This is a genomic window from Campylobacter sp. TTU-622 (genome assembly GCF_016598965.1).
Taxonomy (GTDB): Bacteria; Campylobacterota; Campylobacteria; order Campylobacterales; family Campylobacteraceae; genus Campylobacter_D.
Window position 1 is genome coordinate 1 of sequence record NZ_JAENKR010000224.1, and the last position, 463, is coordinate 463.

At 21.0% G+C, this 463-nt stretch carries 1 pseudogene; it reads left to right on the forward strand.

Features of this window, described 5'->3' with window-relative positions:
• A pseudogene (locus tag JG677_RS08595) lies at nt 1–233 on the forward strand (sugar transferase); the annotation flags it as partial.
• Between the last annotated feature and the right edge of the window lie 230 nt (nt 234–463).

Below are 463 nucleotides of genomic sequence, written 5' to 3' on the forward strand. Positions count from 1 at the left end.
GTGTATTTGGATATATAAGAATGCCTTTTATTTTATCTTATATAGCCGATAAACACAAACTTGAACAAAAAATATATAAAGAAAAAATAAAACAAAACCCAAGCTTTACTTTATCACCATTGGAAACTTATCCTGATTATAATGAAGCTTTAAAAGAAAAAGAATGTTTTACTTATAAATTAGGTGAAGCTTTTATAAAAGCAAGTAATAATTGGTATAGGGGGGGGGATTGAAATTTATATTCCAAGATGTGCCTAAGTTGAAAAAGGAGTTTGGAAGGAACTAAAATTGATAATTTATTTATCTAATAATCCTATCAATTTATACTTAAATATTTAATATAATACTTAGAATTTTATAAATCTTTAAAATTAAAATAAAATTTTTAATTTTTTGATAAAATTATAAAAATTTTTATAAATATAAAGAAAGAATTTTATGGATAATTATGAATTTAATGAGC